General features: G+C 73.2%; 9 protein-coding genes, 1 tRNA gene and 1 pseudogene. 7 read left to right on the top strand and 4 right to left on the bottom strand.

What is annotated here, in order from left to right:
- Positions 1-199 precede the first annotated feature (199 nt).
- From ACPXCS_RS09840 to ACPXCS_RS09820, 5 genes are all read left to right on the top strand, one after another.
- A complete protein-coding gene (locus ACPXCS_RS09840; protein ID WP_425947159.1) occupies positions 200-484 on the top strand; it encodes a hypothetical protein in 285 nt (94 codons plus the stop codon).
- A complete protein-coding gene (locus ACPXCS_RS09835; RefSeq protein ID WP_425947157.1) occupies positions 481-1,086 on the top strand; it encodes a vitamin K epoxide reductase family protein in 606 nt (201 codons plus the stop codon). Before ACPXCS_RS09840 ends, ACPXCS_RS09835 begins: the two co-directional genes overlap by 4 nt.
- A gap of 131 nt (positions 1,087-1,217) precedes the next feature.
- Positions 1,218-1,736, top strand: a complete 519-nt coding sequence (locus ACPXCS_RS09830; protein ID WP_425947155.1) for a hypothetical protein — start codon at positions 1,218-1,220, stop codon at positions 1,734-1,736.
- A gap of 106 nt (positions 1,737-1,842) precedes the next feature.
- On the top strand, positions 1,843-2,346 hold the full coding sequence (locus ACPXCS_RS09825; RefSeq protein ID WP_425947153.1) for a tyrosinase family oxidase copper chaperone: 504 nt from the start codon (positions 1,843-1,845) through the stop codon (positions 2,344-2,346).
- The gene (locus ACPXCS_RS09820; RefSeq protein WP_425947151.1) at positions 2,330-3,196 is read left to right on the top strand and encodes a tyrosinase family protein; all 867 of its coding nucleotides are present in this window, start codon (positions 2,330-2,332) and stop codon (positions 3,194-3,196) included. The genes ACPXCS_RS09825 and ACPXCS_RS09820 overlap by 17 nt, the downstream gene beginning before the upstream one ends.
- Before the next feature lie 104 nt (positions 3,197-3,300).
- On the opposite strand, the gene ACPXCS_RS09815 is transcribed toward ACPXCS_RS09820, so the two are convergent.
- A complete protein-coding gene (locus tag ACPXCS_RS09815) occupies positions 3,301-3,582 on the bottom strand; it encodes a chaplin (RefSeq protein WP_425947150.1) in 282 nt (93 codons plus the stop codon).
- A 154-nt stretch (positions 3,583-3,736) separates the two neighbouring features.
- On the bottom strand, positions 3,737-4,696 hold the full coding sequence (locus tag ACPXCS_RS09810) for a D-2-hydroxyacid dehydrogenase family protein (protein WP_425947148.1): 960 nt from the start codon (positions 4,694-4,696) through the stop codon (positions 3,737-3,739).
- 147 nt (positions 4,697-4,843) lie between these two features.
- Between ACPXCS_RS09810 and ACPXCS_RS09805 the strand changes: the two genes are divergently transcribed.
- Complete coding sequence (locus tag ACPXCS_RS09805; RefSeq protein WP_425947146.1) at positions 4,844-5,053, top strand: hypothetical protein; 210 nt, start codon at positions 4,844-4,846, stop codon at positions 5,051-5,053.
- Positions 5,054-5,137: 84 nt separating this feature from the next.
- Here the strand turns inward: ACPXCS_RS09805 and ACPXCS_RS09800 are convergent.
- A pseudogene (locus ACPXCS_RS09800) lies at positions 5,138-5,239 on the bottom strand (cysteine hydrolase); the annotation flags it as partial.
- 82 nt (positions 5,240-5,321) lie between these two features.
- Positions 5,322-5,397, bottom strand: a tRNA-Arg gene (locus tag ACPXCS_RS09795).
- A 321-nt stretch (positions 5,398-5,718) separates the two neighbouring features.
- On the opposite strand from ACPXCS_RS09795, the gene ACPXCS_RS09790 reads away from it, so the two are divergent.
- Complete coding sequence (locus ACPXCS_RS09790; RefSeq protein WP_425947144.1) at positions 5,719-7,326, top strand: dynamin family protein; 1,608 nt, start codon at positions 5,719-5,721, stop codon at positions 7,324-7,326.
- Positions 7,327-7,329: the final 3 nt, after the last annotated feature.

Here is a 7,329-nt window from a genome sequence, read left to right as displayed (position 1 = left end):
GCCCGCGCCCCCCCCCCCCGGGGGCCCCGGCCCCCCCCCGGGCGGCCGCCGCCCCCCCCCCCCCCCCCCCCCACGACTTCTGTTTCAGCGACTCATATGAGGTTCTGGCGACGGGGTTTCCGCTAAGCACAGGCCTCGTTAGGCACGGCATCGGACATTCCCCCGAACGGTGACCCGAGTCGCCCAGGAAAGGACCACGATGAAGTCCCTGAAGGCCGCCGCCGTCGTTGCCGGTTCCCTCGCCGCCGTCGCGGGCGCCAGCCCCGCGCACGCCGACTACGACCCGGCGCACGTCACCCCGACCAGCCTCAACGGCGCCGTCAACGCCCTCACCCGCGAGCCCATCGACCCGATGCCGCTCAAGCACCAGTCGAACGCGCTCGACACCGAGAACGAGGACTCCGTGCTCAACACCGTCAAGAAGGCGACGACCAAGCTGAACTCGAAGGGCGGCCTGCTCGGCGGTCTTCCCCTGCCGAAGTGACTCCACCCGCTCCCGGGGCGGCGCGCACGGCGGGCGCCGGCCGGGCGTTCGCCCTGCTGCTCGTCGTCACCGGAGCGGCCGGGCTGCTGGCGTCCTGGATCATCACCCTCGACAAGGTCAAGCTGCTGCAGGACCCGGACTTCACGCCCGGCTGCAGCCTCAACCCGGTGGTGTCCTGCGGCAGCGTCATGGAGAGCGGCCAGGCCGAGGTCTTCGGGTTCCCCAACCCGATGCTGGGACTGGTCGCCTACGGGATCGTCGTCTGCGTCGGCGTGAGCCTGCTGGCCGGGGCCCGCTTCCCGCGCTGGTACTGGCTGGCCTTCGACGCCGGATGCCTGTCCGGCGTCGGATTCGTGAGCTGGCTGCAGTTCGAGTCGCTGTACCGGATCAACGCGCTGTGCCTGTGGTGCGCCCTGGCGTGGGCCGCGACCGTCCCGCTGTTCTGGTACGTGACGTCGTTCGCCGTACGGCACGCCTTCCTGCCCGCGCCGGCGGCGCTGCGGCGCTTCCTCGACGAGTTCACCTGGGTGCTGCCGGTGCTGCACCTCGGTGTCGTCGGCATGCTGGTCCTCACCCGCTGGTGGGACTTCTGGACCGGCTGACGGGCACGCGCCGCCGGGTCGGTCCGTCGTATTACTGCGGCAGTCGGGGGAATTGTGCGCTGGTGCGTCTCCCCGGCTCGTTACTCGGTACGCACGCTGAGCCCCGACACGCGAAAGGGACCGTACCCCTGATGAAGTCGACCACCCGAGGAACCCTCGCCGCAGTGATCACGTGTGTGGCGGCCGCGGCCGGCGCCGCCACCGCGACCCCCGCCGCCGCGGTCGGCACGGTCCCCGTCCCCGTGCCGCTGGGCGGCGCCGAGAAGGCCCTCAACGTGGAACTGCCCGAGGCCACCGGGGAGCTCCCCGTGCCGGTGCCCGGCTCGCCCGAGGGGCCGCGCTACGTCGAGGGCCGGCTCATCCCCGACCGGGCGATCCCGCAGCTGCCGGTGCACGGCGGACTGCCCGGCGCCGACCTGCGGGCGCCCCTGCCGCACCTCCTCGGCGCCGGCTTCGACCACGTCGGCGTCGACGCCCCCGCCTCCGACCTGCGCACCCTGGCCCCGGGCCTGTCCGTCGACGCCCCGCTCACCTCGCCCAACGCGGACGGCTTCGGCCTGCCCCAGGCGAAGCTGCCCCAGGCGGGCGTGCTGACCCCGCTGGTGCAGACGGTCCCGACGGCGGACCTGGGCGTCGGCCCCGGCCTGTAGGACGCCGGTACGCGGCGGGAGTTCTCGTGTGGCCCCCGCGGCGGTGACCGCGGGGGCCTTCGGGCTGTTACCGCTACGACAGCCCGAGCGGAACGAGGAGCACAGCATGGTCGTAGGGGTCGGCGGAGTACCGGTGGGCGCGCAGACGGGACCGGCGCCGGAGGGCGACGGACGGCGGACACGGCGGGGCCTGCTGCGCGGGCTCGCGGTCGCGGCGCTCGGCGCCGTGGCCGTCCCGGTCGTGGCGTCCTCCCGGTCCGGGGAGTCCGGGGCGACGGCGGGCAAGAACACGGACGTGCTCGCCGGGGACGGCATGTTCGAGGAGGTCTACCGGGGCCGCCGCATCCGGGGCGTGCCGGTGCCCTCCCCGGAACCGGCCGCCGGGGACGTGGAGTGGCATGTCACCGTGGACGGCCGGCCGCTGCACCTCCTGCGCCGCGCCGACGGCAGCTGGCTCAGCATGGTCGACCACTACCGCTCCTATCCCACGCCCCTGGCCGCGACCCGCGCGGCCGTCGACGAACTCGGCCCCGGGCGGCACCTGCGCGACCTGCCCGGCCACGGCCCCGGCCGGCACCAGGAGGGGGACCCGCATGGTGTACACGCGTAAGGACGTCAGCACGCTGACGCGCACCGAGAAGCGCCGGTTCGTGAAGGCGATGCTGGAGGTGAAACGGCGCGGCGAGTACGACGAGTTCGTCCGCACGCACATCGAGTACTACACCGCCGACGGCGAGGACGGTCTGCGCACCGCCCACATGGCGCCCTCCTTCCTGCCCTGGCACCGGCGCTTCCTGCTGGACCTGGAACGGGCCCTGCGCAAGGTCGACTCCTCGGTGTCGGTGCCGTACTGGGACTGGACGCGCGACCGTTCGGCCACGTCCACGCCCTGGACCGCGGACCTCCTCGGCGGCAACGGGCGCCGCTCCGACCGCCAGGTGATGACCGGGCCGTTCGCCTACGCGGAGGGCAACTGGACCCTCAAGGAGGGCGTCACCGACGAGGAGTTCCTCACCCGCGACCTCGGCCGCGCCCGCGACCCGATCCAGCTGCCGACGAAGAGCGAACTGGAGTGGGCCCTGAAGGACCCGCTCTACGACGCCTCCCCCTGGGACTCCACGGTCCGCAAGGGCTTCCGCAACAAGCTGGAGGGCTGGGGCACCGGGCGGGGCAGCGCCTCCTGGCACAACCACAACCGGGTGCACCGCTGGGTCGGCGGGGCCATGGTCGGCGGCGCCTCCGTCAACGACCCGGTCTTCTGGATGCACCACGCCTTCATCGACCTGGTGTGGTCCCGCTGGCAGCGGCGCCACCGCGAGCACCGCTACCTGCCGGCGAAGGCACCCGGGCCGAGCAGTGCGCAGTACCGGCGGGTCGTGGCGCGGCACGAGAAGCTGCCGCCGTGGGACGTGACTCCGGAGCAGCTGGAGGACCACGGGCATATCTACCGCTACGCGTGAACCCGCCCGGGGACGCCCGTCCGGCCGGCGGGCCGTCCCATGCGGAGAGCCCCGGCACTCGAGGTGCCGGGGCTCTCCGTGTGTGTACGGGTGGTGCGTACGGCTCAGTGGCCGTACCCGTGGCCACCGTGGTGGTCCTTGTGGTCGTCCTTGTTCTCGCACTCGTTGCCGAACGCGGGGTTCAGCAGGCCGATCACGTTGATCGTGTTGCCGCACAGGTTGATCGGGATGTGGACCGGGACCTGCAGGACGTTGCCCGACAGGACGCCGGGCGACCCGACGGCCTTGGCCTGGGCGCCCGCGTCGGCCAGGGCCAGACCGGCCCCGCTGACCATCACGGCGCCCGTGCCCAGCGCGACGCCGGCTGCCTTCGCGATGCGAGACATCACGTTCTCCTTCTGACTCGGTGAGCAGGCGGCAGGTTGAGCCGCCGTGCTCCCCGTTCAACGCGCCCGCTCACGCCGGGTCACGGCGCTCATGGCCGGATCACCCGAGGAGCGGGGGGGTCCGGCGGCGGTCGGGCCCCGGTGCCCGGAGCCGTCAGGGCAGCCGCCGGACCGGGGAGCCGTCGAGGAACGCCCGGATGTCCTCGACGGCCTGGCCGTAGTAGGTCGCGTAGTTGGCGCGCGAGACGTAGCCGAGGTGCGGGGTGGCCAACAGGCGCGGGGCGGTGCGCAGGGGATGGCCGGCGGGCAGCGGCTCGACGTCGAAGACGTCGACACCGGCGCCCGCGATCCGGCCGGCGTGCAGGGCGTCGAGGAGCGCGTCCTGGTCGACGATCGCCGCGCGGGAGGTGTTGACGAGGTACGCGGTCGGCTTCAGCAGGGCGAGTTCGGCGGGGCCGAGCAGGCCGCGGGTGCGGTCGCTCAGCGCGAGGTGCACCGACACGAAGTCGCTCTCGGCGAGCAGCCGCTCCTTCGAGGGGGCGAGTTCCACGCCCACCTCCTCGGCCCGCTCCCGTGTGAGGTTCCGGCTCCAGGCACTCACCCGCATGCCGAAGGCGAGACCCACCTGGGCGACCCGGCTGCCGATCTTCCCCAGACCGAGCAGACCGAGGCGGCGCCCGTGCAGGTCGGCGCCGACCGTGCTCTGCCAGGGTCCGCCGGAGCGCAGGGCGTTGCTCTCCTCGACGATGCCGCGGGCGAGACCGAGCAGCAGCGCCCAGGTCAGTTCGACGGGCGGGGTGGAGGAGCTGGCGGTGCCGCACACCGTGACGCCGTGCGCCTCGGCGGCCGCGTAGTCGATGACGGAGTTGCGCATGCCGGAGGCGACGAGCAGTCTCAGCCGGGGCAGCCGGGCGATCAGCGAGCCGGGGAACGGCACGCGCTCGCGCAGGGTCACGACGATGTCGAACTCGGCCAACGCGGCGGCCAGGGCGTCCTCCCCGTCGAGGTGGTGGTCGAACGACACGACCTCCACGTCGTCCGCGACCACCGACCAGTCGGCGCTCTCGGCCGCCACCTTCTGGAAGTCGTCGAGCACAGCACAGCGCAGCCGCACGGCAGCCCCTTTCCTGGATCCTGGTCAGGCCTGCCATGATCGCGTGCGGATGCGGGGCGCGGGAACCCCTGTCGGCAAGTGCGGTCTGCCCGGGGGAATTCCGGACGTGCGGCGCGGCGACCGGGCGGACGCGCTTGACTGGGCCGTATGGAGATTCTGGAAGGGCCCGTCGAGTGGTGCCCGGACCTGCACGCCGTCGGCACCGCGTCCCGCGATCAGCGCTGCGCTTGGGCTGCTCCCTGTCCGCGCCCCGCACGCTGGAGTGTGCGGGTCGCGGACAAGGGCGGCGAGAGCTGGTGGGCGGTCTGTGAGGAGCACCGCGCTTCCTCGACCGTCCTGAACACGGAGGCGCCGTGAGACGGCCGCGGAGGCCGAGCACAGCGCAAGGGACTCGGGAGGCGGCTGCGGACCCGGGTCACCCGGCGGGCCACGGCCCGGTCGTCACCGGCGTGCCGTCGCCTCGAGCCAGTCGTCGACGGTGACGACATCCGCCCACTGCGGGAACAGCCGCTCGACGAGGACCCGGTGCACCTCCGGGTCGGTCCGGCGCCGAAAGAGGGCCGGACCCGGACACGAAACGCCCTGGAGGGGAGCTCCCCTCCAGGGCGTGTGCACTGGCAGGAGGTGGCGCCCCCGGCAGGACTCGAACCTGCGGCCAAGCGCTTAGAAGGCGCCTGCTCTATCCACTGAGCTACGGGGGCCGGGTGTGGTGGCCTCTGTCTGGGTGCCCGGGTGTGGGCCGTTCCGTGACGTTGCCGGGGACAAGGATAGGGCTCCCGCGTCCTTGTCCCTGTTGCTTCGCCTCCGTGGCTCGATGTGGAGGTTCGGTGAAGCGGTCCTGATAATCGCAGGCAGGTACGAATCGTGCATCGCTTTTGGCGTCCGACGCATCGGGTGTTGTGCACTCGTTATGCCTGGCCTGTACCCGCGCCCCAGACGTCCCTTCTGCCCCTTCTGTTCCGTCGGCGCGCAGGCATGCTCATATGCTTCAGAATTCCCCTAAAATTGGGCATTCTTCACATGTGGTGACCTTGGACGTACGGCCTCAGCTGCTCGACGCACTCTCCGCCCTGCGCGACCGTGTCGCCGCCGCACGCTTCCCGCTGCCCCTGGCGGGGGCCCCACGCGCGCGTGCCAACCGCGACGAACTCCTCGCGCAGCTCGACGACTACCTGGTGCCCCGGCTGAGGGACCCCGAAGCGCCACTTCTGGCCGTCGTCGGCGGCTCGACCGGGGCCGGGAAGTCCACCCTGGTGAACTCCCTCGTGGGGCGGCGCGTCAGCGAGGCGGGCGTGCTGCGGCCGACGACCCGGACCCCCGTGCTGGTCTGCCATCCGGAGGACCACCACTGGTTCAGCGGGATGCGCGTGCTGCCCGACCTCACCCGGGTGTGGGTGCCCCAGCAGGACGCCACGGACGACCTGCTGCTGCCCGGCGAGAACCCCGCGCGCGTGCTCCGCGTCGAGACCGCCGAGACCCTGCCCCCGGGCCTGGCCCTGCTCGACGCGCCCGACATCGACTCCCTGGTCGCCGACAACCGCGTCCTGGCCGCCGAGCTCATCTGCGCCGCCGACATCTGGGTGATGGTCACCACGGCCGCCCGCTACGCCGACGCCGTCCCCTGGCACATGCTGCGCACCGCCAAGGAGTACGACGTCACCCTCGTGACCGTGCTCGACCGGGTGCCCCACCAGGTGGTCAACGAGGTGTCACGGCAGTACGGCGCCCTGCTCACCAAGGCGGGGCTGGGCGAGGTGCCCCGCTTCACCGTGCCGGAACTGCCCGAGTCCGCCTGGGGCGGGGGGCTGTTGCCGGCCACGGCCGTCGCCCACCTGCGCAACTGGCTGATCCACCAGGCCCAGGACCCCGCCGCCCGGCAGCAGGTCCTGGCCCGCACGGCGTACGGCGTCCTCGACTCCCTCAAGTCCCGGATGCCCGAACTGGCCGGCGCCGCCGCCGCGCAGTACGCCGCCGCACTGCGTCTCACCTCGGCCGTCGAGGGCGCGTACGACGGCGAGCACGCGCGCGTGCGGGGCCGGTTGCAGTCCGGGGCCGTGCTCGCCGGGGACGCGCTCAAACGGTGGCGCGCCTTCCCCCTGGACTGCACCGCCGCCGAACTCCTCGACGCGCTCGTGGAGAGCCTGAGCGCGCTGCTGCTGTGCGCCGTCACCGCCGCCGACGAGCGGGTGGACGACGCCTGGCGGCGCGAACCGGCCTCGGCCGCGCCGGAACTCGCCGCGCGCGAACCCGCCGCGGACAGCGCCGAACACCGCATCGGGCTCGCCGTGCGGCGCTGGCGGCGCGAGCTGGAGGAACACGCCGAGGACGAGGTGCGCGAGCTGGACCGGGCCCTCGCGCCCGACCCCGAGCTGGTCGCCGCCCTGGTCGCCACCTCCCTGCTCGGCGGCCGCCGGGGCCGGACGGCCGGCGAGGGGCTCGCCGAGCGGATCGGCGCCCACGGCGCCCTGCGACTGCGTGACCGGGCCGGACGGCTGCTCACCGAGCACGTCGACCGGGTCCTGAACACCGAACGCGAGCGCCGGCTCGCGCCCCTCGACGCCCTCGGCGTCCACCCCGAACCGCAGGCCGAACTCATCGCCGCGCTGTCCGTACTGCAGAAGGAGAGGTGACCG

Origin of the sequence: Streptomyces sp. DT190 (genome assembly GCF_049846985.1) — a bacterium.
In the GTDB taxonomy this organism is placed as follows: Bacteria; Actinomycetota; Actinomycetes; order Streptomycetales; family Streptomycetaceae; genus Streptomyces.
Note: the sequence above shows the minus strand (reverse complement) of the source record. Positions and strands in the feature narration are given on the sequence as shown.